22 protein-coding genes are annotated in these 25191 nt (G+C 48.3%); 7 read left to right on the top strand and 15 right to left on the bottom strand.

Features of this window, described 5'->3' with window-relative positions:
- Nucleotides 1–12 precede the first annotated feature (12 nt).
- From SYK_RS04955 to SYK_RS04885, 15 genes are all read right to left on the bottom strand, one after another.
- A complete protein-coding gene (locus tag SYK_RS04955) occupies nucleotides 13–1227 on the bottom strand; it encodes an N-acetyl sugar amidotransferase (RefSeq protein ID WP_281762494.1) in 1215 nt (404 codons plus the stop codon).
- Nucleotides 1228–1899, bottom strand: a complete 672-nt coding sequence (gene hisH, locus SYK_RS04950; protein ID WP_281762493.1) for an imidazole glycerol phosphate synthase subunit HisH — start codon at nucleotides 1897–1899, stop codon at nucleotides 1228–1230.
- Nucleotides 1892–2761: an imidazole glycerol phosphate synthase subunit HisF gene (hisF, locus tag SYK_RS04945; RefSeq protein WP_281762492.1), complete on the bottom strand. Its 870-nt coding sequence runs from the start codon at nucleotides 2759–2761 to the stop codon at nucleotides 1892–1894. The genes hisH and hisF overlap by 8 nt, the downstream gene beginning before the upstream one ends.
- A gap of 11 nt (nucleotides 2762–2772) precedes the next feature.
- Nucleotides 2773–3576 (bottom strand): SDR family oxidoreductase, encoded by an 804-nt coding sequence (locus SYK_RS04940; RefSeq protein ID WP_281762491.1) that lies wholly within the window; start codon nucleotides 3574–3576, stop codon nucleotides 2773–2775.
- Entirely contained in the window at nucleotides 3573–4253 is a 681-nt protein-coding gene (locus tag SYK_RS04935; RefSeq protein WP_281762490.1) for an acylneuraminate cytidylyltransferase family protein, read from the bottom strand. The genes SYK_RS04940 and SYK_RS04935 overlap by 4 nt, the downstream gene beginning before the upstream one ends.
- Complete coding sequence (locus SYK_RS04930) at nucleotides 4250–5158, bottom strand: Gfo/Idh/MocA family protein (RefSeq protein WP_281762489.1); 909 nt, start codon at nucleotides 5156–5158, stop codon at nucleotides 4250–4252. Before SYK_RS04930 ends, SYK_RS04935 begins: the two co-directional genes overlap by 4 nt.
- A 1-nt stretch (nucleotide 5159) precedes the next feature.
- Nucleotides 5160–6224, bottom strand: coding sequence for a nucleotidyltransferase family protein (locus SYK_RS04925; RefSeq protein WP_281762488.1), 1065 nt, complete (start codon nucleotides 6222–6224; stop codon nucleotides 5160–5162).
- A gap of 3 nt (nucleotides 6225–6227) precedes the next feature.
- Nucleotides 6228–7409, bottom strand: coding sequence for a UDP-N-acetylglucosamine 2-epimerase (neuC, locus tag SYK_RS04920; protein WP_281762487.1), 1182 nt, complete (start codon nucleotides 7407–7409; stop codon nucleotides 6228–6230).
- On the bottom strand, nucleotides 7406–8422 hold the full coding sequence (gene neuB / locus SYK_RS04915; RefSeq protein ID WP_281762486.1) for an N-acetylneuraminate synthase: 1017 nt from the start codon (nucleotides 8420–8422) through the stop codon (nucleotides 7406–7408). The genes neuC and neuB overlap by 4 nt, the downstream gene beginning before the upstream one ends.
- Complete coding sequence (locus tag SYK_RS04910) at nucleotides 8419–9546, bottom strand: LegC family aminotransferase (RefSeq protein ID WP_281762485.1); 1128 nt, start codon at nucleotides 9544–9546, stop codon at nucleotides 8419–8421. The genes neuB and SYK_RS04910 overlap by 4 nt, the downstream gene beginning before the upstream one ends.
- Nucleotides 9547–9555: 9 nt before the next feature.
- On the bottom strand, nucleotides 9556–10566 hold the full coding sequence (locus SYK_RS04905) for an NAD-dependent 4,6-dehydratase LegB (protein ID WP_281762484.1): 1011 nt from the start codon (nucleotides 10564–10566) through the stop codon (nucleotides 9556–9558).
- Nucleotides 10567–10721: 155 nt separating this feature from the next.
- A complete protein-coding gene (locus tag SYK_RS04900) occupies nucleotides 10722–11756 on the bottom strand; it encodes a glycosyltransferase family 9 protein (protein WP_281762483.1) in 1035 nt (344 codons plus the stop codon).
- A gap of 299 nt (nucleotides 11757–12055) precedes the next feature.
- Nucleotides 12056–12787 (bottom strand): amino acid ABC transporter ATP-binding protein, encoded by a 732-nt coding sequence (locus SYK_RS04895; RefSeq protein WP_281762482.1) that lies wholly within the window; start codon nucleotides 12785–12787, stop codon nucleotides 12056–12058.
- Nucleotides 12788–12791: 4 nt separating this feature from the next.
- Nucleotides 12792–13802: an amino acid ABC transporter permease gene (locus SYK_RS04890; protein ID WP_281762481.1), complete on the bottom strand. Its 1011-nt coding sequence runs from the start codon at nucleotides 13800–13802 to the stop codon at nucleotides 12792–12794.
- 78 nt (nucleotides 13803–13880) lie between these two features.
- Entirely contained in the window at nucleotides 13881–14705 is an 825-nt protein-coding gene (locus SYK_RS04885) for a transporter substrate-binding domain-containing protein (RefSeq protein WP_281762480.1), read from the bottom strand.
- A gap of 518 nt (nucleotides 14706–15223) precedes the next feature.
- Here SYK_RS04885 and SYK_RS04880 point away from each other — a divergent pair.
- The 7 genes from SYK_RS04880 to SYK_RS04850 all read left to right on the top strand — a co-directional run bounded on the left by SYK_RS04880 (nucleotide 15224) and on the right by SYK_RS04850 (nucleotide 25146).
- Nucleotides 15224–16795: a hybrid sensor histidine kinase/response regulator gene (locus SYK_RS04880; RefSeq protein ID WP_281762479.1), complete on the top strand. Its 1572-nt coding sequence runs from the start codon at nucleotides 15224–15226 to the stop codon at nucleotides 16793–16795.
- Nucleotides 16796–16835: 40 nt separating this feature from the next.
- Complete coding sequence (locus SYK_RS04875; protein ID WP_281762478.1) at nucleotides 16836–17942, top strand: AI-2E family transporter; 1107 nt, start codon at nucleotides 16836–16838, stop codon at nucleotides 17940–17942.
- Nucleotides 17942–19162 carry a murein transglycosylase A gene (gene mltA / locus SYK_RS04870; protein WP_281762477.1) on the top strand — a complete coding sequence of 407 codons (1221 nt, stop codon included), beginning with the start codon at nucleotides 17942–17944 and terminating at the stop codon, nucleotides 19160–19162. Before SYK_RS04875 ends, mltA begins: the two co-directional genes overlap by 1 nt.
- Nucleotides 19163–19199: 37 nt before the next feature.
- A complete protein-coding gene (locus SYK_RS04865; RefSeq protein ID WP_281762476.1) occupies nucleotides 19200–19601 on the top strand; it encodes a type II toxin-antitoxin system HicB family antitoxin in 402 nt (133 codons plus the stop codon).
- A 451-nt stretch (nucleotides 19602–20052) separates the two neighbouring features.
- Nucleotides 20053–21189, top strand: coding sequence for a class II glutamine amidotransferase domain-containing protein (locus tag SYK_RS04860; RefSeq protein WP_281762475.1), 1137 nt, complete (start codon nucleotides 20053–20055; stop codon nucleotides 21187–21189).
- Nucleotides 21153–22787: a glutamate synthase-related protein gene (locus SYK_RS04855; protein WP_281762474.1), complete on the top strand. Its 1635-nt coding sequence runs from the start codon at nucleotides 21153–21155 to the stop codon at nucleotides 22785–22787. Before SYK_RS04860 ends, SYK_RS04855 begins: the two co-directional genes overlap by 37 nt.
- Nucleotides 22788–22815: 28 nt before the next feature.
- Entirely contained in the window at nucleotides 22816–25146 is a 2331-nt protein-coding gene (locus SYK_RS04850) for an FAD-dependent oxidoreductase (protein ID WP_281762473.1), read from the top strand.
- Nucleotides 25147–25191: the final 45 nt, after the last annotated feature.

The following is a 25191-nucleotide window of genomic DNA, read 5'->3' as shown; positions in this document are numbered from 1 at the left end:
GCGGTTCCTATCTTACAAATTTTCTACCCTGTGCTTGAGTTTCCATTCACCATTCACTTTTTCCCAAAGGTGCGGGGAACGATTTTGATCAGTCAATTCTTGGAATCGTTCGGATGTGATTCCTAAATATTCCATAATGTCATCAAAATAAATATTGGGAAATTCCCCATCATATTTGTGGACCAAAGCCACGCCTTCCTCGCGGGTCAGGTGCTTATTTCTGATCTCCTGAGAGGCGTCATAAGTGGTACGACCAATGCCGAATTTGATGTACGTGGTATAATAGTGCAGATCGTCGATTTTGTCGTCGATGCTGTTGTATTTGCTATACGTACCTTGTGTGCGGAAGGGACGTGCTTCAAAACCGGTGTTTTCCACGGCGTAGTAGTATGCTTCCTGGGGAGTCCAAGGGACATAATATCCTAGGTAATGCACTTCGATTTTTGATTTTTCCAGGCGTTCGGCATCTGCTGGGAAGTAAGTTGATAACTCGTTGAGACGCAGGCCGTGTACTTCCATGAGTTTTTTGATGGAAATTCCACCGAGGTAGAGATCATCAATGTTCTTCATGCTGTAATAGGACTTGTCTCGCAGTGAAGATGACGTTTCGGCAATGGGGTTGCCATATTCAGCTTCGGGTTCTCCGTAGAAGATGAGGGGAATATTATATTCCAGTGCGATCTTGGGAGCGAGATTTTTTTGCCCGAGAATGAATGTCTGGAACGGATGGAAGAGGTTTTCGATGGCCAGTTTGGTCAAGAGTTTGTGCGCACGGCCATTTTGGTTGAAAGTGATGTTGTCAAAACCTCCGATTTCAATCCAATTCCGAAAATTTTTGTATCCGTATTCGGTATACATTATCGGTGGCCATGTCACGGTGAGTGGATTCATGCCATACTCGTATTTTAACGTATGCGCAGCCAGACAGCTGTCTTTGCCTCCACTGCCAGGAACTATGCAGTCATAACCTCCATCGTTACGGCGGTGTTTATCACATAGCTGCATGAGTTGTTCCTCACGGGCTTTCCAGTCGATGTCGTCTTTCTTTTGCTCATTGTAACGACAGGCATCACATAAGCCATCATCATCAATATGTAGAGTCGGCGTTATCCGATCTTTAGTGTGCTTGAATTCAGGATATGAGCACGGGCGTTGGTTGGACATGACACACTTTTTACAGAAGCGGACTTTTTCAGGTAAGCCGAACAAGGTTTTTGATTGCGTCATTTATTGTGCCTCCGAAGAGCGTATGAGTTGAGAGAAATTTTTATAGACGACAAGTCCATCTATGCCGCTTCGTTCCGGATGGAACTGGAAAGCGGTGATGTTATTGAGACGGCTGCCGGAAGAAAATTTGATAGTACCGTATGTGGTTGTTGTCAGTACAGTGTTTTCATCGTCGGGTATAACATAGCAGGAATGAACGAAATACATGTCAGTTCCGGGCTTTACACCTTGCAAAAGTGTCCCGTCCCACGCATTAGGGTTATCTTTGGTGGAATCAATGGTATTCCAGCCTACTTGGGGAACTTTCAACGTTATATTGTCGATTTTTTGAACCGAAAAATATTGTACTGTGCCGGGAATCAAGTCAAGTCCTTTGTGGGAACCGAACTCTTCGCTTTCAGAGTATAGAAGTTGCTGTCCAAGGCAGATACCGAGCAAAGGGGTGCCTTTGGCAGCTACGTCTTTTATGGGAGCGACTAGGTCGAGCTTGTTAAGCGCGTTCATGGCATCACCAAAAGCACCTACACCTGGCAGAATGACTGATTTAGCAGTCAGTATTTCATCGGATTGATTTGTAATCAAAACAGACAATCCGACGTGTTCACAGGCATGTTTGATGGAAAATAAGTTGCCAAGACCGTAATCGATGATAGCGACATCGGTATTATTCATTGTTTGCCCTCATTCGACAAGGCAGGTCTCGTTGCTTCAGGGTACGTTTAATGTCGTGTATGGAACATGGAGTGACTTTTGCGAATCCTCGTCCGGTTTTGAGGAACTCAGTGTTTCCTTCTTGTGCATATTCGTGCGAGGTGGATTTTTCTATCAATGTTTCAATGGTTTTGTAATGCAGAGCCGCCGCCATGGATACAGCGTCGGCGTGTCCTTTGGCGATGACTGTAGCAACGTCTTCGGGGTTACCGCAACCGCCGCCAGCAATGACGGGGATGGAAACGCTGGTAGCAATGGCTTGTGTCAGTTCTAAATCATAGCCTTTGCCGGTGCCTTCATTATTAATGCTTGTGACCATCAATTCACCGGCTCCAAGTTCTTCAGCTTGTTTGGCCCATTCGAGCGCGTCTATTTTTGTGGTTTCGCGTCCGTATTCGATGAGGGCCTCCCAGCTGCCATTGTTTCTCTTGATGGCTTCGATGGACACCACAATGGTTGAGGAGCCGAAAGCAATGGATGCTTCCTTGATCAATTCTGGACGCTTGATAGCTTCAGTATTGATGGCAACTTTGTCTGCACCAGCTCGAAGTACTTCTCGGATGTCGTCGACATTACGAAGTCCACCACCCACGCAGAGTGGGATGAATATTTGCGAAGATGTTTTTCTGACGATGTCATGGAGGCTATTGCGATCATACAAGGATGCGACTGCATCTTGAAAAAATAATTCGTCAGCACCATTTTCATAGTAATATTGGGCAAAGTCTTCGGGTTTACCGAGGACGCGCAAACCTTCGAAATGTATTCCTTTAACGAGGTTTGGACCTTTTATGTCAAGTCGGGGGATTATGCGAAAATTCATGGTGATTCGGTCTACCAAGCAGTCCAGCCGCCGTCAACCAACAGATTTTGCCCTGTAACATAGGCCGATAAGTCGCTAGCGAGATAGAGAAGTGCACCCTTCATGTCTTCTTCAGTGCCCATGCGTTTCATCGGGGTGCGTTCCTTGTATCGGTTGACGAATTTTTCATCTTGGCCGCGGGCAATTCCACCGGGACTGATACAGTTGACGCGGATATTCGGGGCTAGTGTCGTGGCGAGCCAGCGAGTGAGTTGAGTCAGACCTCCCTTGGAGGCGGCGTAGGCTGCAGGGTTGCCCATAGCCGTGCCTTCGTAGAGAGACATGTCCGGGCCGACCACGCCATAGGTTGAACCAATATTGATGACTGAACCATGGCCGGATTCACGGAGGAATGGAGTTGCAGCCTGAATGAGGGCGAAGCAGGCCGTCAGGTTGGTTTCCAAGGCAGCGCGCCAGGTGGCTACACTTTGTTCTTCAAAAGGCGTGACCCAACCGGTTAGGCCTGAAGTGCCAACAAATGCGGCGCAGTTGACGACGATGTCGAGTGAGCCCAGTTCGTCTTTGACCTTTTTGGGGGCAGCAACAATTGCGGCCTCGTCGGAAAGATTGACTGTTAGGCCTAAGGTTTTGATTGAGTAAGTGGCAGCCAGTTTCGACGCCGATTCCTGTACGCGATCAGTGGCGATGTCGAGTACTGCGATGTTCGCGCCTGCTTCAGCCAATGCTTCGCAAAAGGCTGTTCCAATATATCCGGCACCGCCAGTAATCAGGGCAGTGCGACCAGTCAGGTCCATAAGTTGTTTTATGCTTTTCATGAGTTTCGCTCCATAAGAAATTCAGCAAAGGCGAAGTCGAGTTCCGTGTCGATATCTACGGCTCGCTCTGGTGGTATCTCTACCATTTTAACTTTGCCTTGAAAGACAGCATCGTGTTCGAGAATGAAGTTTGGGGTGGTAACATAACAAACTGTGGTCATGTCAAAAACTGGGGGGGCCTCTTGGCGACGTATAATGTCCGTACCTATGGGCATGGCAATGGTTGCGTATCCGGCAGTGTCCACTGTTATCATGTTGAAAGAAGGATGTCGTTCAGCCTCACGTGCTGTGATGACCATATCGCACTTGTCACTTTCGAATGTTTCGATACAGCGACGTACATCGTCTCCGATACGCATGGGGGCGGTACAAGGGAGAGAAACGAATATGTCGAAATCATCCACGGCGTTTATGGCGTGTCGCCATGCCAACCATTCAGGGCTGTTATCCTGTGCCAGTTCTGTCGGCCGCATGAAGGGAACTTCCGCGCCGAGTTGCCGAGCGGTGTCAGCGATGGCCTCGTCGTCTGTAGACACGATAATTCGGTCTAGCAAACCGGAGTCTTGACCTGCTTTGATAGCGTGACCAATGAGTGGGATGCCGCCAAGGGGGCGAATGTTTTTTCCTGGTACGCCCTTGGAGCCGCCTCTGGCAAAAATGAATCCATATCGTTTCATGGTGCCGTTATCCAGGTATTAGTGTGTGCACTTTTTTCAACAGCTTGGATTAATTGGACGACGTTCATACCTTGTTCGAACGAACAAAGGTGCGGATTATCGACCATCATGGCCCTGAGTTGATTTTCATATGTGGTGTTTCGGTCAATGGAAAATTCTTCCGTTGTAGTATCCATCGTAAGCGTTCCTGCAATGAAGTCAGCTTGGAGACAGAATTCTTGCGTGGTGATGACGAATCCTCGACGTGTGGTCCTGCTCAGGTAGTCCATGTGGATGGTGACGGCAGGGCAACCAGCGGTTTCCATGAGGATGGAAAATTGATCATCGGAGTCGATTCTGAGATCGCTGAAATGACCACCAATGGCTGTGACGCGTTTCCAACATCCCAGAAGAAAACAGGACAGATCGAGTTCATGCGACAGATCTCGTAGTACCCCACCGCCTTGCGCACGGCTGGCTGAATAGCTGGTCGTGTAATCTGTACCGGGCCGCCAGTCGGGCAGGTATTGGCCAACGTGAAATTGTGCGTTGAGAATCGTTTGACCCGTGAGCAACTCTCGTGTGCGTGTGACCAGTGGGTGAAAGCGTAGATTGTACGCCACCCGAATGGTGTCGCGTGGAGGAACGAGTGCGTATGGTTCATCGAATAGGGGTTTCTCAACCAGGATAAGTCCGGTAAAGCCAGTGTCCATAAGCATAGTCAGACTTGGAAGATGTTCGACTGTGGCATTGGAAATGATAGCCAGTGAAGGCGAAGTTGTTTGTACGGCCTCGGCTATAGTTGAGAAGATCGGGTAAGGGCAACTTGGATTGCTGGTTACGCACGCTAAAGAGTAGCCCAATGAATCGAGAATTTGTGCGTGACGTGCTCCAATAGATCCATACCCTATGATCAATGCTTTCATGTTAGCACTCTTCCTTTACGCGAAAGTGCATGTCGTAATCATAATTGGCCTGATCAAAATCTTGTTTACGGCCAATATCCATCCAGTATTCATGGATGGGGAAAGCCGATGTCGTTTCGTCTTTGTTCATGAGCTGACTAAACAGGGTCGGCATATCCAGGTACTCATTTTTAGGGATAGATGCGGCAATGTCCGGATCCAACACGTAGATTCCCGCGTTGACGAAAAATTTATGTGTTGGTTTTTCTTCAAGATGCGTGATTATGTTGTCTTCAACATTGACCACACCATATGGAACTTGAATGTCGAATCTGCGGACTGCCATTGTTGCTCGGGCTTTTTGTTCCTGATGAAAAGCAAGCATGCCTGGGAAATCTACGCGGGTAAGCAGGTCTCCGTTCATGACAAAAATTGGTTTGTCAGTTTGTTGGGGGATAAGGCCAACAGCTCCGGCTGTTCCTAGTTGTTTGTCTTCTCGAAGGTACCGAATTTCCACGCCACGCTTTGAGCCGTCGCCAAAGTAGTCTTCGACCATTTCGGCGCGGTAGTTGACGGAAATATAAAAACGTTCAAAGCCATATTCTACGAATTGGTCCAAAATTGTGCTGAGTAATGGTTTGCCGCCCACTGTTAGAAGCGGTTTGGGACAATCCTCGGTAAGGGGGCGCAATCGTTGGCCCAGCCCGCCTGCCATGAGTACGACCCAATTATCTTTTTTGGGAGGGGTGACCATGTCCATGAGGGTCCGTAAACCCACAATACGATTTTCGTCATCAACTAAAGGTACCTGGCGGAATTGTTGCTCTCGCATGGTTGTCAGCAGAACAGATTGGTCGTCGTGTTCATTGGCCGAGAAGAAATTTGTTTCCATGATTCCAGAAACAGGCGATTCCAGTGTTTTCCCTGCCAGTAAACCACGCCTGACATCGCCGTCAGTGATGACTCCTTTGAGGTGGCCTGAGTCCTCGACGACCAAAGCTATCTGTGTCAATGATTTATTGAGTGCCTCTACTGAATCACGGATAGTGGCTGATGGTGATATAATAGATTCTTTCCAACGAGTCATAGGTTATTCCTCGCCTGCAAGCAGGCTGTGCGTGATGTCGTAAAATGGTTTGGCAACTTGGAAGGCAGCCTGCTTGATCTCATTGAAAATGTGCAAGCTGGTTCCTTCTTTTTCATACGGGTTCAGGACTTCTTTGACAACTCGAGTCTGACCGGCTTCCAAGGCTCGGCGGGTTCTTCGCACAAGAATTTCAGACACAGACGGTGAGTTGAATACGGATTTGGCCTGTTCTCTTCCTTTTTGTCGTATGCCGACGTTAATAGAAGGGATTTTGAAACTTGGTGCCTCTAAAATACCGGAAGAGGAATTGCCAATGACAGCTTTACAGTACTTCATTGCGGATAAATATCGGACAAGGCCAAGCGATGGAACAACGCAAGTTTGTCGAGGATGTTTATTTGCAAGTAGAGCGGCCCGTTCATCAATGGCGTTACCGCCGGGATCGGCATTGGCCCCGGTGATAATTGCTGTCATAGTCGGATCATCCGAGAGCAGTGTCTCAATGGCAGAGAAAAATTCATTGAGTTGGGTTTTATCATTTTTATCCTGAGTTACAGGATGATAGGTCGTGAGCAAACAGTTGTCACCCATGGAAAAATTGAGATCAGCCTCAAGTTCAATTTTGTCCATCAGGGGGGTGGTCATGATGTTTTCTACCCCGAGAGCTCCCACATTGAAGACAGTGTCTGGATGTTCTCCCAATTGAATGACTCGATCTCGGTATGCTTCGCAAGAGGTGAAATGGAGGTGGGACATTTTTGTAATGGAGTGGCGATAGTAATCATCCATGGCTCCTTCGGTTACTTCTCCGCCATGGATATGGGCAATGGGATATCCCAGGATTGAGGCAGCAGTGGCGCAGGCAAAACATTCATATCGATCACCGAGTAGTATGAGAATGTCTGGCCTGATTTTATCCAAAGCATGAGCGCAGCCAGTGAGAGCCTCACCCATGGCTGTTGCTACTCCAAGGCGAGTGTCGTCATTGAGTTGAAGCGGTACTGTAGCCTGGATTGTGAAGCCGTCCGCGATGATGGCGTCGACAGTGTGCCCGTGTCGGTCAGACAAATGTGACCCTGAGACCAGAAGTTGGAGTTCGGTATCAGAGTCTTGCTCAATGCGTTTGAGCAATGGGAGTAGCAGGCCGTATTCGGCGCGTGTACCTGTGAAAACGCAAATTTTCATAGCTCAATAATCTCCCCGGTATGGAAATTCCTAGATGCTGATTTTTGCATAATTTCATCCCATCGCATGGGAGAAATCCCACCTTGCCCAGTTCGTTTGGCGACCACGTTGGCTTTGGTAAACGGTTCTCCTGCCATAATGGGGGCGGCCGCCACGAGAAAACGCCGAGCAATGTTGATGTTTTCTTTTTCGCTTACGCTTGGCTGTTTGGTCCCATCACCCAGTGCCTTTTCAATATCTCTGATGCCGGAAACCATGGCAGTCAGTTCCTCAGGGTTAATGGACGCTGCATGGTCCGGCCCTTCCATGGTTTTATCCAGAGTGAAGTGCTTTTCGATGAGGGAAGCACCCATGGCTGTAGCCGCTATTGGGCAGGCTATGCCGGGAGTGTGGTCTGAATAACCAATTGCACATTCAGGAAAAGTGAGAGCCAGTGTGTCCATGGCTTTGAGGTTGGCATCCTCAAGAGGTGTTGGGTATTGGGTGTTGCAGTGGAGTAGGGTTATGTCTTTAGCTGATGCCCCTGTTTCCATGAGGACCGTGACAGCAGCTTTGACTTCTTCCAACGTGGTCATGCCTGTAGACATGACAATGGGGACTCCCTTGTTGCCCACTCGGCGCAGGTAGGGGAGATTGGTTATTTCTCCGGATGGAATTTTAATGGTGGCAATACCGAGTTCAAGGAGCATGTCCAGACTTTCTGCATCGAAAGGTGTGGAGAGAAATTCTATATTGTTTTTTTGAGCATGGGCTATGAGATTTTCGTGCGCCCTTGTATCCAGTTCCAGCTTTTTTAACATGGCGAACTGGGATTCTTTAGCTCCAGAAGTCTCTTTTTGATAGTTTGCCTTTTGGGCCAGAGTCGTGACGATTTCTTTGGCTCTGAAGGTTTGGAATTTTACCGCATCCGCTCCGGCCTTTGCTGCCACCTCTATCAGTCGGCGAGCGAGGTCCATGTCTCCGTTGTGATTGACTCCTGCTTCGGCGATTATAAAGACTGAGTTGCGGTTCATGCGCATTCCTCCTTACGGGGGCTGCTTGGCAGGTTGACGGCTCGAGCAGCCAGATATCTGGCGTTGATCAAACCATCATTGAGGTTGTTTGTGTACATGGGCAAGTCGGACATTAAGGTCCACAGGGGGCGAGTCATAATGCCTGCATCGTTGCTCTTGGTCAGAAAAATATCGCGTTGTTCCTGTGAATCGAATCGAATGGTGTTTAGCCAATAATTGGCCGTACAATTTGTTGGCGCATCGACGTACGTAATATCTTTTTTTTCTTCAAAGAAAGCTTTGTACGCTGAAGCAATGACCTGTTTGTCCATGAGGATAGCGTCAAGTTTTTCCATCTGCGCACAGCCTAAGGCTGCGTTGACGTTTGGCATGCGGTAGTTCCAGCCGATGTTGTCGTGGCGGAATTCCCACTTGTGTGGGATTTTGGCGGTGGTGGTCATATGCTTGGCGTGCGCACCCAGTTCAGCATCTTTTGTCAGGATCATACCACCGCCACCGGTGGTAATGGTTTTGTTTCCGTTGAAGCTGAGGACCCCAAACGTACCGAAAGTGCCGAGATGCTGTCCTTCGTAACGACTTCCAAGGACTTCGGCGGCATCTTCTACCACCGGAATGTCGTATTCTGCACAGATTTCGCAGATCTCACGGATACGACAGGCGTGGCCCAGAATGTGAACCGGTACACAAGCGGCAATATGCCCGTCAGCAGGATTATGATTTTTTAAAAATGCTTTCAGTGCGTCCGGACTCATTCCCAGGCTGTCCCTGTCCGAGTCGAGAAAAACTGGTTTGGCTCCGGTGTGGCTGATGGCGTTGGCCGAGGCTACAAAAGTCAATGCCTGAGTCAGGACGAGGTCGCCGGGGCGTACATTGACCATGCCCAAGGCTGCGGTTAGGCCGCAGGTGCCATTGACCACGGCAATAGCTCGGGCCGCGTCTGTGAAATCGCAGACCATATCTTCGAATCGGTCAACATATTTTCCCACACTGGAAACGAAAGTGGAGTCGATGCAGTCGCATAGATATTCCTTTTCGTGTCCGAAAAAAATAGGTGCATGGAGAGGGATGAAACCCTCGGGTTCCCGATAGAGTTGTCTGATGAAAGAGAGTACGTCGTCAAACATTAGGCTGTCCTAAATATTGTATATGTCTGCTTTATAGCGTTTAAGATTTTCACCGTCAGCGAACCATTTGGCTGTTAATTCAAGGCCGCGTTTGAAGCCGTCTAACCCGTTGAATTCTGGTTCCCAACCACAAAGTTTTTTGACCTTTTCATTTCCGGCAAATAATCTTTCAACTTCGCTATTCTTAGGGCGAATTCGTTCCTGATCGCAGACTATTTTGATATCTGCTTCCATCACATCAGCAATGGCTTGTGCGGTGTCGCCTATGGATACTTCAAAGCCGCTTCCTACGTTGACCACTTCACCTACACAAGCGTCAGATGCCGCTACTGCTTCAAAACCGCGAACTGTATCGGATATATAGTTGAAGTCGCGAGTGGGTGTGAGTGCGCCGAGTTTGATAGTCTCCGCGCCATTGGCAATTTGCGTAATAACGGTTGGAATGACAGCACGAGCACTCTGGCGAGGACCGTAGGTGTTAAACGGGCGAATGATGGACACAGGCGTTTCAAAAGCATTGTAGAAGCTCATGGCTATCTGGTCAGCCCCAATCTTTGTGGCTGAGTATGGTGATTGACCTTGAAGTGGATGATCTTCGGTGATGGGAACAAATTGCGCCGTACCATAGACTTCACTTGTGGAAGTGACCACAACACGTTCTACACCAAGGTCTTTGGCCGCTTGAACGATATTCAGAGTGCCTTTGACATTGGTATCAACATACGTGTCCGGAGAGTGGTAGGAATACGGGATGGCGATAAGTGCAGCAAGATGCATGACCACATCACATCCCTTCATGGCTTCACGTACCCCGTTGGGATCGCGAATGTCACCAGAGAATATCTCCAGATTGTCCGTGATTTCCTTGGGAGATTCGTCGAGCCATCCCCAAGAGTTGAAGGAATTGTAAAGGACAAAGGCGCGGATCGAATACCCTTGGCGAACCAGATATTCGACCAGATGGGAACCGATAAAACCATCTGAGCCGGTGACGAGAATTTTTTTTCCTTTCAGATTCATACTATACCCATTCCTATTTGAGACGGAAGATCTTGTAATTTATTGTGAACATATGTCCTCCATTAGAGGAAGGCAAGAGAGGAATATGAGAGCGTCAGAGGATGATATGTCCGTTTATGTCAATGTTTTGATTTTGGACATCTTCAAATGTAAAATTAGGGAGCATACCTTAAGGCGAGGAGGCGTAAGGCTTCGTCTAAACATTCTTCGGGATGAAAAGTTTCCAGACATTCTCTGGTTTCGCATTTGTTTTGGTTGCAGGAACGGCAAGGTAACCCCTTATCCAAGCTGACGTGTTCGTCTGATGGAAATCGCCAACCAAAGCCAGTGGCGCCGTGAATAACCAAAGAAGGAGTGTCTACCGCTACGGCAAAGTGTCGGGGGGCCGAACAGTTTCCTACATGGAGTGCTGCCATAGATTGGACTGCAGCCATTTCGCGGAGGGAAAGCATGTTGTCGGAAATGATAACACCGTCTCCGGCGATTTTGGCTACTTCTTGCGCAACCGGTAGTTCTTCGGGGCCATACAATACGAAGAATTTCAGATCAGGATAGTCTTTTCTCATGAGCTGAATGAGGCCGGCAAAGTGACGTTCAGGCCATTTCCGGGTGATTCGGCGATGGCTGGGGTCGACAGTTACAAAGCGGCATGGCTCCATGCCTTGTGAGGCAATGAACTTTTTGGCCCAGTCTTTTTCTTCTTTTGTGAAGAAGATTTCAGGTGGTTCGTTCTTCCACTCAATGCCCAAGGGGCGGAGAACGCTTGCTTTGCATTTGGCTGCATAGCCGTTGAGGGGCTTCGTCCAGTGGGTGTAGAGGTGACGGTTGTACCATGGTGGTTGAAAGGTCAAACGAACTGGAGCCGTTGAAAAACGAACGACCCATTTACAGCGTGGGAGCTGTTGAAAATCAACAATGAGATCATAGCCGCTTTTGCCGACTTTTCTATAGTATTTGAGTGCGGTAAGAGGGTTGCTGAGAGCTTTTTTGTCGATAGTCCAGATATGGCTGATATGCGGGTTGTTCTCCAGAACAGATGCGCATTTTTTTTCTGTCAACACATCCAGTTCAGCGTCCGGGAATCGTTCCTTGAGCAGCCGGATAGATGGCGTAGCAAGCACGACATCCCCGATTTGTCGGAGTTGGCAGGCTAAGATTTTTTTGGGGTGTATATTTGAAATATTTTTCATTGGAGCTCTATAATCGTTTATTGTGCAACGATGGAGAAAATATTGAGCCGAATAACACCGACAATGAGTTATTCATTTCACATATAAGTTGATGATGGGAGTTTGTATACGTGTTTTTACTCACACACAAGGGGAACTGTTTTCGTTTTCTGAATGGTGTCAAATGATGATGAGAGATAGCAGAGAACGGTGGAGAGTTTATTTGGAGTGAGGAGAGTGTCGGATATCTGTTCTTTACAGGAAAAGGGTTGCGGTAAACCGCAACCCTTTCATTTGGAATGTGAGATTGATAGGTCCATTTATAGTATTTGGCTCAGGAAGAGTTTTGTACGTTCGTGCTCGGGGTCGGTGAAGAAGTGTTCAGGGGTACCGACTTCGACAATTTTTCCTTCATCCATAAAGACGACATGATCGGCCACTTCGCGGGCAAAGCCCATTTCGTGGGTGACGACGACCATGGTCATGCCTTCTTTGGCCAAGGCTTTCATGACGTCGAGAACCTCGCCGACCATTTCCGGGTCTAGTGCCGAGGTTGGCTCATCAAAGAGCATGACCTTGGGGTCCATGGCCAGAGCGCGGGCTATAGCGACGCGCTGCATTTGGCCACCGGAGAGTTGGGCGGGGTAGTTGTCAGCCTTGGCGTGGATGCCGACCTTGTTGAGTAAGTTCATGGCATTTTCTGCAGATTCCGTTTTACCACGTTTACGAACGGACGTTTGGCCCACAGTGACGTTTTCCAGCACGGTTAGGTGCGGGAAGAGGTTAAAGGACTGGAAAACCATGCCTACTTCCATGCGGATTTTGTTGATATTGGTCTTGGGGGCGAGAACGTCCACGCCATCGATCATGATATGGCCGGAGTTGGCATGTTCCAGACGATTGAGGCACCGAAGGAAAGTGGACTTGCCGGACCCGGATGGGCCGATGACGACGACCACCTCGCCTGGATTGATGTGGTAGGACACATCGTGCAGGGCTTGAATTTCATGCGGGACGAAAAAGGTCTTATATACGTTTTTGACATCTATCATATGTTTAGACCTCCGCTGTCCTTTTTTCAAGATATTGAACGAACATGGACAGGGTGAACGTGATCACGAGATACATGATACCGCACAGAAACCACAGTTCGTAGGGCATGAGGCTGGTGGTGACCGCCTCACGCGTTGCTTTGGTCAGCTCGCGTATTGCGATGACGCCTAGCAGTGATGAGTCTTTGATCAGACTGATGAACTGACCGGCCAATGGGGGCAGTATGCGTTTGAAGGCCTGGGGCAGGATGATTTTGCGCATGGCCGTAGCCTTGGTCATTCCGAGAGATCGGGCCGCTTCCATTTGTCCCTTGTGGATGGACTGGATACCTGCACGAACAATTTCGGCTACATAGGCACCGGCAAAAATGGCAAGGGATGCTACAGCAAACCACAGTTCAGGAATTTGGAACAAGTCGGCTTTTGCCAATAGATTATTGATAATGGTTCCAAGAACAAAGTACCAGATCATGATTTGGACGAGTAGGGGAGAACCTCGAATCAATTCAATATAGGTAATGGCCCCCCATTTTAGGCAGGGGTTGTTTGATATTCTTGCAAGGCCCGTGAACAGGCCGAGAAGAATGCCAAGAAAAATGGAAACAAGGCTGACTTCGATGGTCACCAACAGACCATCAAGAAGCAGGCCCATCCTGCCTTCTTCATAGACGCCTATGGGATCGCCCATATAAATGGTGTCGCCTACGCTTACGCGAACGTCAGAGCCAGGGATGGTGTAATATTCTGATTCGCCTCCGCCTTCGATTATGACGACGGAATCATCATCTTTTTGGGTGATGGAGGCGACTTCGCCTTCGATTTCGGCCGTTACGTCTATTGTCTCGACGTAGTAGAAATATCTGGGAAGACGGTTCCATCTCCAGATGTAATCAGCTTGCTCCGTGGCCCAATAGAAGCCGCCGATGACAATGAAGAGCAGGACGAAATAGACTGCCTTCCAAAAAGTATTTTTGTTAAATCCTTTGGGAGTTCCAACGGTCGCAGTATCTGTCATTGATTTACTCGGTAAGGTAAAGAACGGAAAAAAGTCCGGGGACCGTGTATACACGATCCCCGGAAGATTCTGTGTGGTTTACTGAACGTTTTTGAGCCACTTGTTGGAACCGAACCACTTGTTGTAGATGCGGTCGTAGCGGCCATCGTTTTTCATTTGAACGAGGAAGTTGTTGAGCCAGTTCAGGAAGTCGGGATCACCTTTGTTGATGGCCCAGCCCAGAGGCTCGTAAGTGAAAGGTTCGTTCAAGAATTTCATGTCAGCGTCTTTACCGCGTTGAGCGTAGAAAATGGAGGTCATGGGCAGGTCGTAAACGGTGGCAGTGGCCTTTCCGTTAAGAGCTTCCAGCATGGCCTGATCTTCCATCTCAAAAGATTTGTATTGCGCTTTGGGGAACATGCGTTTGGCGGCCTGTTCTCCTGTCGTGCCGAGTTTGGAAGTAATCGTGTATTTGGGGTTGTTCAGATCTTTGTATGTCTTAATTTCGTCAGCCCATTTCTTATTGATCAAAGCGGTCTGACCCACAACTATATATGGATTGGCGAAATTGACTTTAAGATTGCGTTCCTGATTGACGGTCATGCCGGAAGCGATGATATCGTATTTGTTGGACAGCAGGCCGGGGATAATTCCATCCCATGCCGTGTTGATGATAGTCAGTTTGACACCCATGGCCTTGGCCATTTCTTTACACATATCCATATCGAAACCGACGACTTGACCTTTCTTGTCGGTCATTTCGAAAGGCATGTAGCCTGCTTCGGTACCAACGCGCAGTTCGCCGCTTTGGATGACTTTTTCTAGGGTGGATTTTTTGGCGAGATCGATGTCAGCCGCCTGGACCGACATGGCGGCGCACAGAAGCAGAGACAGCGCAGCCAGAATTGTAATGATGCGTTTCATCCTTTCCTCCAGTGAAATTGGGGTTATGGTATGCCCATACCTTGAAATGTCGTCCGGGTTAAAACGACAAGCCAGAGGCTTTGGAGCCTTTGCCACGGCTGTTGTTCGGGTTAAAATAACATGCCTGTTGGCTTGGGCCCTGTGCCTCGCGATGTTGTCCGGGTTAAAACAACACGATGAGGTCTTGGGTCCTTGACACCCGCTCAGTGAACATTTTTGTCTATTGAGCGAAATTATTACTTAGCTTTAATAGTTGGAAATATCAAGAGAGTTTTCATATAGTTCAACTACAGCAACGTTTTCAACGTCATTGTTGAGGAAAATGAAATAGTGGCTTTTACTGTAAAGTAGAGTTTTTTAGGCATTTAAAGCTGAATATGAGTGGGTGTCGGTGGGCTATTGCCAATAGTGTAATAATGCGTCGTCCTTTAGAAAATAATGGTTTTAACGGGGTTACTCTTGGTTCTTGGTTATGGTAACTATGTTGCTGTTGAACCAATGCGCGAGGGAGATGCTGTATGCCGACAGAAAAGATTCTGCTTGTGGAAGATGATGCTGTTGTCCGGCTTGATATTCAGGCTGCTTTGGAACGGGCTGGATATGATGTCAGCGGCTACGCCACAAGTGGAGATAGAGCCATCGAGATGGCGGAATCACTTAATCCTGATCTTGTGCTTATGGATATTCAACTTGAAGGAGTCATGGATGGCGTAGAGGCCGCCGAGGAGATCCTTCGTCATTTTGACATTCCAGTCATCTATCTGACCGAAGTGGTGGACGAGGATGTCCTTCATCGGGCAAAAAACACAGGCCTATTGAGTTATCTGGTCAAGCCCGTTGATCGTAATGAACTTAAATTAGCTATTGAAATAGGTCTTTACAAACACCAGATGGAACGGGAACTGAAAAAGGCGAAGCGCGAAGCCGAGGCAGCTAATCGGGCCAAAACATCTTTTCTCGCAACAGTTAGCCATGAATTGAGAACACCTATGAATGGTGTACTCGGTATGACCGAATTGTTGCTTATGTCCGATATTGATGCTCCGTATCGGGAGAATGTTCAGCTTATCCGTGAATCATCCAGGTCCCTATTATCGGTTCTGAATCAAATAATTGATTATTCCAAGATTGAAGCCAGTTCTCTTCCGGTGCGGGAAATGGATTTTCGTCTGGAAGATATGGTGTCCGGTTTGTTGTCCCAGTATAAACGGACGTCTAAAATTAAAGGCGTTACGCTTGAGTATTCCATCTCCCCGGATGTTCCCGGCTGGATTAGAAGTGATACCGCCAAAATTAGGCAAATATTGGGCAATCTCATCAACAACGCCGTGAAGTTTACTTCCTCCGGACAGGTTATGGTGGATGTGTCTCCGCCCAGTAATGGGGATGAAACGTTTGCGGCTGATCGCGATGTCGATTTGGCTGTTCAAGTACTGATTCAGGATACTGGAATCGGTATTCCCGCAGAAAAGCTGGATGATATTTTTGAGAGTTTCAATCAGGCCGAGGACCATTTGCGTCATGCGACAGGGGGATTGGGTTTAGGTCTCGCTATTGTCAGCAGGCTTGTGAGTGTTCTTGGCGGTGTGATCAAATGTTCCAGTGTTGAAGGAAAGGGGAGTATCTTTTCCGTTATTCTGCCCTTCAAGAGAAGTCGCTATGAAGATCAGGCACCATCGGCGACCGTATTGAGTGATCAATCTCCGCTCAAGGGAGCGAATGTCCTTGTGGCGGAAGATGATTTGGTCAATCAGCGATATATTGTCAGATTACTTCAGAAGATGGGGTGCAATGTTTTCTTGGCAGAAAACGGAGCGCAGGCAGTGGATGTACTCAAAGAGCAGGAGTTCGACATAGTTTTTATGGATGTTGAAATGCCTATTATGAATGGTATCGAAGCGACTCGACTTATACGGAAAGCGGATACGGGCTGCCTGAATCCCGATGTTCCTATCGTCGCATTGACAGCGCGTGCAATGTGGGGAGACGAACAAAGATGCATTCATGTGGGCATGAATGATTACGTTTCCAAGCCCGTGGATATTGACACCATCGCCGCTATCATACAATCAACGCTGAACAATGAGTAAAAATGTTGGCATTTCGGCACCCTGTGGAGCGTGATTTATCATGAGTGACAAAAAGAAATCAGTCCCGTTGCTGGACGGAGGGATCTATAAGGTCTTCTTTCTCCTGCTTTTTTCCTTATCCTTGTATCTGGGGTTTTCTTTGATCGCGCCTTTTTTGCATACCTTGATTTTTTCTACGGTGCTTGCTGTGCTTTTTGCCCCGGTTTTTGTCTGGGCTTTGAAGATCTGTAAGGGGCGGCGCAATTTGGCATCGGTCATGACCGTTTCCATCATCGTTTTTGCCTTGATTTTGCCTATGGCCTTTTTGTTTATGGCGCTTATTGGTCAAGGAGTTGAATCGCTTGTTTCTTTGAATCAATGGGTGGCGCAAGGACTGTACAAGTCGCATATGAGCCTTGATATGTTGGATAAATATGTCCATATGATCAATGAAGAATTGCCTTTTCTGCGGATTGATGAAGTCGATATCAAGGCAAGTGTGATTCAGTATTCCAGACAGTTTGCTCAGGGGATGCTTACCTTTGGTACCGATTTAGTAAGAAACGGTGCGAAGTTTGTTTTACATTTTCTGCTTATGGTCTTTATTCTGTTTTATTTTCTGCGTGACGGTGCGAAGATGGTTGAATATATTAAGCATTTGTCTCCGTTGAGAAGACGGCAGGAAGATTTTATTATTGATTCGCTCAAGCGGGTGGCCCGTGGAGTGCTCATGGGATGCCTGCTGGTGGCCATTCTTCAAGGAGTAGCCGGAGGGATCGGGCTGGCGGTAGTTGGTATCCCTGCTTTTTTCTGGGGAGCCATTATGGCTTTGTCCTCACTAATTCCCGTCCTTGGAACCGGATTGATCTGGGTACCATCCGTGATATATCTTTTCTTGGTGGGCGATTGGAAAATGGCTTTATTCCTTGCGTTGTATTGTGGAATATTTGTGGTCGGTATTGACACAATCCTTCGACCGATTTTTATGCGTGAGGCGGCTCGCGTTTCTACTTTTTATATACTTCTGGCCATTCTTGGCGGCGTCTATTCTTTTGGGATGCTGGGCATTTTTTACGGCCCTCTTATTCTGAGTTTCGTCATGGTCATGCTGCAAATCTACATTGAGGAATACGCCGAAGACCTCAAGGACTCCGAGGAATGTGAATAATGCGTGTACGATTGATTTTACCTGTTATTATGGCTGCTTTACTCATTTCGTTTTTTGGATGTGGACCTGAAACTACTCGAATGCCTGTCATAGATGACAAGCCGACGTATATTCCTCTTGATATGAATGAAGCCGAGGACCTAGCCGACAATTTGTCCAGTGGGTTGCAGGGAATGCAATCATGGACGGAACTTCGACCTGCGTTGGAACAGAATCTTCGCTACATACGTTCTCGTCCGCAGGAAGCGATTTGTGTAGATCAATCCGGTTTGCAATTGACATGGGCACAGCTTGGAGAATCCGTCACAGAACTCCTCGGTATGCTTGACCAGCTGGATCAAAATCCGCGTTTGGCAGCGGAGCGGTTTCAATGGCTTAAACTTGCACCCCGTACGTTGCTGACGGGGTATTACGAGCCATGGTTGGCTGCTTCTTTGACCCCTGATGAAACGTACAAGTTTCCGCTTTATGGAGTGCCTGATGATCTTAAAACGACCAATTTGAGTGGTTTTCATCCTCGGTGGAAAGGACAGTCTCTTGTCTATCGAATGGGAGAGAACGGCATTGAACCATACCATGATCGTGCAGCAATCGATGGGGAGCGTGTGTTGTATGGAAAAGGACAGGAAGTGGCTTGGACCTCAGACTTGGTAGACGCTTTTTTCCTTCAGATAGAAGGCTCCGGGCGGTTGGCTTTTCCTGACGGGAGCACCAAGCATATTCTGTACGCAGGGAAAAATGGTCGTCAATACGTTTCCATTGGCCGTTTGCTTATCGACAAGGGGTATGTCCCCAAAGAAGAGATGAGTATGCAGCGCATTCGAACGTTTCTTACTGAGAATCCAGATAAGATAGAAGAGATTCTCTATGCAAATCCGAGCTATGTTTTTTTTCGATTGGCCGATGAAGGCCCTTACGGTTCATTTGGTGGTATCCTGACGCCGCGAGTGAGCGTGGCCGTTGACAGGAATATGATCCCGTTGGGAAGCGTTGTGGCGCTTAAAACGTCATTGCTTACTGCGGATGGCGGTTCCGAGCCGTTTATGTCGTTAGTATTGGCTCAAGATACGGGTGGAGCTATCAAGGGAACTCGAATGGATTTGTTTTGTGGCTCTGGTGATGAAGCCGAAGTTTTGGCTGGTCATCTTCAGGCTGATTCCGAGGTGTTTATGCTCGTGAGCAGGAAGGTGCTTGCATTGGCTGCGGGAAATGCGAACTAAGTCAGTGTTTAGTTTTTTACAATAAAAGGACAGATCAATGCAGTATGTGGCGTTATTTGAAAAAGACAAGCAGGGATATTCGGTTACCTTTCCGGACTTTCCAGCGTGTACCACGTGTGGTGAAACGCTCAGTGAGGCTGTTGATCACGCACATGAAGCTTTGGCTATGTTTGCTGAAGACCTTGTTGAACGCGGTAAAATCTTGCCAGAGCCTTCAGAAAAGAAAAAAATTCTGGCGCAAACAGAGAATAAGTCTAAAAAAGCTATTAATATTTCCGTGAAAGGCGATGGAACTGATTTTGAAGAGTTCGAGCTTGTCATGCATACCCATCTTTTAGAGCGAATTGAGAAGTGTTGTCGTAAAAACAATATTTCTCCGGCTGACTTTTTAGCAATGGCGGCCAGAAAGACGCTCGATTCTGATGAGTTTGCCGAGTGATTCTGAAAAATTTCACTTTTTTTGTTATTATTTTATAATTCTACTCTGAAAAATGGGATTATTTTTATCCTGTTTTTTATGAGACCTACAGTATCCTCCTTTAGTTGTCCGAAAAAAGTTGCACATTTTTGTTAAAATCTATGAATGTGTTGGGGTTGCGGCTTTATCTGTTTTCCCCTACCGTTTTCATAGAGGGAGAAAAGTGAGCGTGCTTCTTCTTTTATGATAGTTGTTGTCAGCCCTCTTGCATAATTGTGAATGTCTCCTCATTTCGACGGTGCCAAGGCTGATAAAGCAACGGTCAGACGAAAGGAGTGCGCTTACTGCTTCTCGAATTCGGGAGTTTGGCGGCTCTCGGAGTCATTGGGTTCTTCTCAATTTCCACCAATAGTCGCTTTGACTCTCCCGTGTGTGATCCAATCATCCTGTAACGATGGAGTGAGGCGAGAGCATGTGCCGTTTATTTGCGCTGACAAGCCGTGATCCGGTGTCGCCCATGCGTGCCATTGATGCCCTTAACGTGATGAAAGAAGGGCATGATGGTTCTGGCGTGGGACTGTTTTTGAGCGGATTGGGAGGAGCCTTCGAGGAATTGAAGGAGTACCCTGTCCTTTCTGGCATTTTTACCGAACCTGGTTTGGCCCGTGTGTTTGAATACATGGCAGATAAGGGATTCCGGTCCAAATACTCCGTTATGTTCAAGCCTGATTCAGAACCACCTACCGGGACTCCCAAGCGGGGGACCTACGCTTCCATTGCTTATAAGATCCCTAAAGAGTGGGGTGCTCGGACGCAGGAAGAGATTGATCGTGGTCTGGTACAGATGCGGCTCGACCTGCGTGCCATGGGCGAAGAGTCTGGTGGTATCATGGTTTTTTCCTTCTGGCGGGATACTATTATGATCAAGGAGGTGGGCGATCCCATGGCCATCGGGGAATATCTTCGACTTGGCCGTAAGGAGTTGCACGCCAGACATATTATGGCGCAGGGCCGCCAGAATACCAACTACGCCATTGATCTGTATGCCTGTCATCCATTCTTTATTGAAGGGATTTCGACCATGACCAATGGTGAAAATACGGCGTTTCTTCCCATTCGCGAATATCTTATGTCCCGAGGTGTCACTGGGTATCAGGGCTACCAGTCCGATTCTGAAGTGTTGACCCATATTGCACATTTTACCACCAAAAAATTGGGTCTGGATATCAGTTCCTATAAACATGTCATCACGCCTATGAGTGATGAAGAAATGGCTGGGCACCAAGATCGTGAGTTTTTGTCCAATTTGAAACGATCATGCCGCAAGCTGATTATCGATGGCCCTAACTGTATTATAGGGTGTTTGCCTGACGGTTCCATGTTTATGGCGCAGGATCGTAAAAAATTACGTCCTGGTGTTGTCGGTGGTAACCCGGAACTTGGTATCTACGGATTTTCTTCCGAGATATGTGGGCTAAATGCAGCCATTCCCGAACGTGATCGGACCCAGGATTTTCAACCCATGCATCTCGACACGGCAATCGTCGGACCTGATTGCCGGGAGGTTCTCCAATGCTCTCAGAAAGACCCATTACGCCCTCAACGTTAAGTCGTAAGGATCTGCCTTGGCAGATCAAGTGGGACATTAATACATGCACCCAATGTGGTCGGTGTACGGCGGTTTGTCCGGTTAACGCCATTGAACTTGGTGTATTCCGTAAACGGAATATTAAGACGACTATGGGCCTTGCAGCCAAGCCGACAACCGAATTCTCAACTTTTTATGGCATCCGTCAGCGTACGGACCCAGCCTATGCGTGTATTGGCTGCTCCATGTGTAATATGGTCTGTCCGAATAACGCTATTGAGCCGAGTCGGCAGTACGACTCGACCACGCTTCAGTTTCACAATAATGGCGGCGGACAGTCCCGGACCCGTGGTGGTCGTCGGAATAGTTCCGAATCTTTGTTGGACCAGATCAAGTTTATTCGTATTTCTATGCTGACCGATCCCGCTTTGGATGCTGGTCGCCATGAGTTTGAAATGCGGACCTTGCTCGGTCGTGTGTTGCCACCTGAAGAAGAAATCAAGTGTTTTCAAAATAACGGCTGGAAACCACCAGTCCGTGAAATCTATCCACTGGTTATCGGTGGTATGTCCTTTGGCGCGCTTTCTCCCAACATGTGGGAAGGCCTTCAGATGGGGGTGGCATATCTCAATGAAGAGATGAACATGCCGGTGCGTATGAGTACGGGTGAGGGAGGCTGTCCTCCGCGCCTGTTGCGTTCCCGTTTTCTTAAATACGTGATTCTGCAGGTCGCTTCCGGATATTTTGGTTGGGATGAAATCATTCACGCCATTCCTGAGATGAAGGAAGACCCATGCGCCATTGAAATCAAATATGGACAAGGAGCAAAACCCGGTGATGGTGGGCTGCTCATGTGGCACAAGGTGAATAACCTTATTGCCGCGATTCGTGGTGTACCCAAAGGTGTGAGTTTACCCAGCCCTCCGACGCATCAGACCAAATATTCCATTGAGGAAGCTGTGGCCAAGATGATTCAATCCATGTCCATGGCCTGGGGATTCCGGGTGCCTGTTTATCCCAAAATTTCTGCTTCATCAACATCGTTGGCAGTGCTTAATAATCTTGTGCGTAACCCGTATGCAGCAGGCCTCGCCATTGACGGTGAGGACGGTGGTACGGGGGCAGCGTACAACGTCTCCATGAACCACATGGGCCATCCCATCGCTTCGAATCTGCGTGATTGCTACAAGGCGTTGTGTGTGGCCGGTGCCCAGAATGAGATTCCGCTCATTGCTGGTGGTGGTATCGGTAAACAGGGCAATTTGGCTGCTAATGCGGCGGCACTTATCATGCTTGGTGCATCCATGGTCCAGATTGGCAAATACGTCATGCAGGCCGCAGCTGGATGTGTTGGGAGTGAAAAGGATCGCTGCAATGTCTGCAACATTGGTGTTTGTCCTAAGGGTATTACTTCACAGGATCCGCGGGTCTATCGCCGTCTTGATCCGGAAAAGGTCGCTGAAAGGGTGGTGGACTTCTACCTGAGCTTTGACACGGAATTGCGCAAGGTGTTCGCACCGCTTGGCCGGTCCACGTCCCTGCCTGTCGGTATGTCCGACGCTCTGGGCATCTCGGACAAGGATGCGGCTGACCGTCTCGATATCAAGTACGTGATTTAACCGAAGTTTCAGGCAATCGGAGAATACAATGGCAAAGAAAATATATCGCATACAAGGTCACGATGATGATGGCCGCCTTGAATCGCGTATCCTTGAGGAGCGCATTCAAAGTGCTGTTCGTCAAGGTGCCCGCAAGTTTGAAATCGAGGCCATGGGCCAGCACGGCATCGGCGGACGGCTTTGGATTTCCAAGGAAGAGCCTATTTCCTTGACCATCACCGGCTCGCCCGGTCAGCGTATTGGTTCCAAGGGATTTCCCGGTACGACCATTGAAGTCATGGGGCCTGTCTCTGATGACCTTGGTTGGTTGAATGCCGGAGCCGAAATTACTGTGCACGGCAATGCTTCCAACGGGGCATGTAATGCCATGGCTCAAGGCAAGGTCTTTATTGGTGGTAATACCGGCTCCCGTTGTATGACCATGACCAAGACTAATCCTCGGTTCGATCCGCCAGAACTCTGGGTGCTCGGATCAGTGGGGGATTATTTCGCTGAGTTCATGGCAGGTGGTACGGCCGTCGTCTGTGGACATGAGTCTCAAAGTCCGAACAATGTCCTTGGCTATCGTCCGTGTGTTGGCATGGTGGGTGGTCAAATTTTTGTTCGTGGTCCTATTGAGGGCTTTTCGCAGGCCGATGCCATGATGGAATCCATTGATGACGAGACATGGGCATGGTTGACAGAAAATTTGACCGTTTTTCTCAAGAAGATACGGCGGAGCCGGTTGCTTCAAAGACTCACTCGACGTGAGGAGTGGCAGCTTATTCGGGCGAAGACCCCGTTTGAAAAGAAGGGAAAGGTCCGTCGGTCCATGACTGATTTTCGGTCCAATGTTTGGGATGCCGAACTGGGGCAGGGCGGTATGATCGGTGATTTGACATCACTTGATCGTTCGCCGATTCCGTTGGTGGTCCATGGTGATCTTCTTCGTCGAGTTCCTGTGTGGGAAAATCGTAAATATATGGCTCCGTGTCAGTCCAGTTGCCCTACGGGGATGCCTGTACAGAAGCGATGGCAATTGGTGCGTGATGGACTGGTTGATGAAGCCGTTGACCTTGCCTTGGCATATACACCATTCCCGGCCACGGTTTGTGGTTATCTTTGTCCTAATTTGTGTATGGACGGATGTACCCGCTCCACACAACAGGGCATGGCCGCTGTGGATATCACCAAACTTGGTCGAGAAGGATACAAGTCTGCTGCTCCGAAGTTGCCAGAATTGACCGGCAAGCGTGTCGCTGTCATCGGTGGCGGACCGGCCGGTATTTCCGTGGCGTGGCAGATTCGTATGAAGGGGCACGAAGCCGTTGTCTTTGATATGGCAAAGACACTTGGTGGAAAGATTGCCTCGGCCATTCCCTATAGTCGTGTCCCCAAAGAAATTGTCGAAGCTGAAGTTGAACGTGCCGCCAAGGTATTGCCGCATGTGCATCTGCAACAGCAATTGAAATCAAAGGAATTTGAAGAACTGAAAGCGGAATATGATTACGTGGTTCTGGCCATTGGCGCGCAGAAACCTCGGATGATTCCCGTACCTGGTCATGAACGGATTATTCCCGCCCTGACTTTTTTGCAGGAAGTGAAAAAGGGCGAGATGAAATCCGGTAAGCGTGTGGTCATTATCGGCGCGGGCAATGTCGGATGTGATGTGGCGACTGTTGCGGCCACTGTTGGTGCTGAAGACATTTTGCTCATCGATATTCAGGAACCGGCCTCTTTCGGTAAGGAACGCAAGGAAGCCGAAGCCGTGGGTGCTCGGTTCAAGTGGCCTTGTTTTACCAAGGAAATTACTGATGAAGGAGTTTTGCTTCAAAGCGGTGAATTGCTGGAAGCTGACACGGTTATCATGTCCATCGGAGATCAGCCGGATGTGGACTTCCTACCGGATACCATTGCTTTGGACCGTGGTCATGTGGTGGTCAACGATGACTATCAGACCACGGATTCTCGCGTGTTTGCCATCGGTGATATCGTGCGTCCCGGTTTGTTGACCCATGCCATTGGTCATGGGCGCCGTGCAGCCGAGGTTATCGATGACATCTTCAATAATCGTCGTCCTCAGAGCGACACTCGCGAGATGATTGACTACACTCGGATGACGTTGGAGTATTTTGATCCTCGTGTCATTGAATTTAGTGATATGGATCATTGCGGGGCTGAGTGTTCTTCCTGTGGCTCCTGTCGGGATTGCTATATCTGTGACACGATTTGTCCACAGGCTGCCATTAGTCGGAACAAATTATCGGACGGTGGTTTTGAACGGGTGGTTGATCCTGACAAGTGTATTGCTTGTGGATTCTGCGCTGATTCTTGTCCTTGTGGTATATGGGATATGAAGAATCCGGCTCCGTTGGAGTAACTTTTGGAATGATTAAAAAAGGCGGCGAGAATTTCTCGCCGCCTT

Source organism: Pseudodesulfovibrio nedwellii (genome assembly GCF_027923765.1).
Classification (GTDB): domain Bacteria; phylum Desulfobacterota; class Desulfovibrionia; order Desulfovibrionales; family Desulfovibrionaceae; genus Pseudodesulfovibrio; species Pseudodesulfovibrio nedwellii.
Note: the sequence above shows the minus strand (reverse complement) of the source record. Positions and strands in the feature narration are given on the sequence as shown.

Coding starts and splice junctions, on each gene's coding strand:
- SYK_RS04885 (WP_281762480.1), bottom strand. CDS start 14,705: ATGAAACGCATCATTACAATTCTGGCTGCGCTGTCTCTGCTTCTGTGC.
- hisH (WP_281762493.1), bottom strand. CDS start 1,899: ATGAATAATACCGATGTCGCTATCATCGATTACGGTCTTGGCAACTTA.
- SYK_RS04865 (WP_281762476.1), top strand. CDS start 19,200: ATGCAGTATGTGGCGTTATTTGAAAAAGACAAGCAGGGATATTCGGTT.
- SYK_RS04900 (WP_281762483.1), bottom strand. CDS start 11,756: ATGAAAAATATTTCAAATATACACCCCAAAAAAATCTTAGCCTGCCAA.
- SYK_RS04860 (WP_281762475.1), top strand. CDS start 20,053: ATGTGCCGTTTATTTGCGCTGACAAGCCGTGATCCGGTGTCGCCCATG.
- SYK_RS04910 (WP_281762485.1), bottom strand. CDS start 9,546: ATGTTTGACGACGTACTCTCTTTCATCAGACAACTCTATCGGGAACCC.
- neuC (WP_281762487.1), bottom strand. CDS start 7,409: ATGAAAATTTGCGTTTTCACAGGTACACGCGCCGAATACGGCCTGCTA.
- SYK_RS04935 (WP_281762490.1), bottom strand. CDS start 4,253: ATGAAACGATATGGATTCATTTTTGCCAGAGGCGGCTCCAAGGGCGTA.
- neuB (WP_281762486.1), bottom strand. CDS start 8,422: ATGAACCGCAACTCAGTCTTTATAATCGCCGAAGCAGGAGTCAATCAC.
- SYK_RS04930 (WP_281762489.1), bottom strand. CDS start 5,158: ATGAAAGCATTGATCATAGGGTATGGATCTATTGGAGCACGTCACGCA.
- SYK_RS04875 (WP_281762478.1), top strand. CDS start 16,836: ATGAGTGACAAAAAGAAATCAGTCCCGTTGCTGGACGGAGGGATCTAT.
- SYK_RS04850 (WP_281762473.1), top strand. CDS start 22,816: ATGGCAAAGAAAATATATCGCATACAAGGTCACGATGATGATGGCCGC.
- SYK_RS04905 (WP_281762484.1), bottom strand. CDS start 10,566: ATGAATCTGAAAGGAAAAAAAATTCTCGTCACCGGCTCAGATGGTTTT.
- hisF (WP_281762492.1), bottom strand. CDS start 2,761: ATGAATTTTCGCATAATCCCCCGACTTGACATAAAAGGTCCAAACCTC.
- SYK_RS04855 (WP_281762474.1), top strand. CDS start 21,153: ATGCTCTCAGAAAGACCCATTACGCCCTCAACGTTAAGTCGTAAGGAT.
- SYK_RS04890 (WP_281762481.1), bottom strand. CDS start 13,802: ATGACAGATACTGCGACCGTTGGAACTCCCAAAGGATTTAACAAAAAT.
- SYK_RS04925 (WP_281762488.1), bottom strand. CDS start 6,224: ATGACTCGTTGGAAAGAATCTATTATATCACCATCAGCCACTATCCGT.
- SYK_RS04940 (WP_281762491.1), bottom strand. CDS start 3,576: ATGAAAAGCATAAAACAACTTATGGACCTGACTGGTCGCACTGCCCTG.
- SYK_RS04895 (WP_281762482.1), bottom strand. CDS start 12,787: ATGATAGATGTCAAAAACGTATATAAGACCTTTTTCGTCCCGCATGAA.
- SYK_RS04880 (WP_281762479.1), top strand. CDS start 15,224: ATGCCGACAGAAAAGATTCTGCTTGTGGAAGATGATGCTGTTGTCCGG.
- mltA (WP_281762477.1), top strand. CDS start 17,942: ATGCGTGTACGATTGATTTTACCTGTTATTATGGCTGCTTTACTCATT.
- SYK_RS04955 (WP_281762494.1), bottom strand. CDS start 1,227: ATGACGCAATCAAAAACCTTGTTCGGCTTACCTGAAAAAGTCCGCTTC.